Origin of the sequence: Paraburkholderia fungorum (assembly GCF_046027605.1) — a bacterium.
Taxonomy (GTDB): Bacteria; Pseudomonadota; Gammaproteobacteria; order Burkholderiales; family Burkholderiaceae; genus Paraburkholderia; species Paraburkholderia fungorum_F.
On record NZ_JAQQEF010000098.1, the window covers coordinates 1 to 423 of the forward strand.

The following is a 423-nucleotide window of genomic DNA, read 5'->3' on the forward strand; positions in this document are numbered from 1 at the left end:
TTGCCTGGGAAACCATGAGCTTCGTTTGGGTGCGGGGGTCATTGACCTGGCTTCGGCGAGGTGCCGGAAAATGCGTTTGTTTCGGGAAGTGCCACGCGGCGCGCTGAGCCGCCGACAAGTCGCGGCAGTGTGGGGAGATATGAATTCGCACGTCGAATGAAGCGCTGGCGCACGGAATGTGGGGGACGCCACGGCGAGCGGCGGCGCCGGATGCAGTGCGCGCAAAACGCAGCAATTGGTTTTGAGAAATGCGTGTCGGCGCGCGCAGCGCCGCCGGAAGCATGACGGCTGTGTCACCGGCGCGGAGTGTGCGAGAGCACGGATTCCAGATGCACCACTACCGAGACTGTGCGGGGGAGCCGCTTAAGAACTAGCGGTGTGAGCCGCTTTCTTTTGCCTACTTTTCTTTGCGGCAGGCAAAGA

Annotated in this window: 1 protein-coding gene; it reads right to left on the bottom strand. The window is 61.9% G+C overall.

Annotated features, from left to right (window positions below; all coding sequences use genetic code 11):
- On the bottom strand, positions 1–283 hold a 283-nt coding region (locus PQR53_RS38900; protein ID WP_408465904.1), incomplete at its 3' end, for a hypothetical protein.
- Positions 284–423 lie beyond the last annotated feature (140 nt).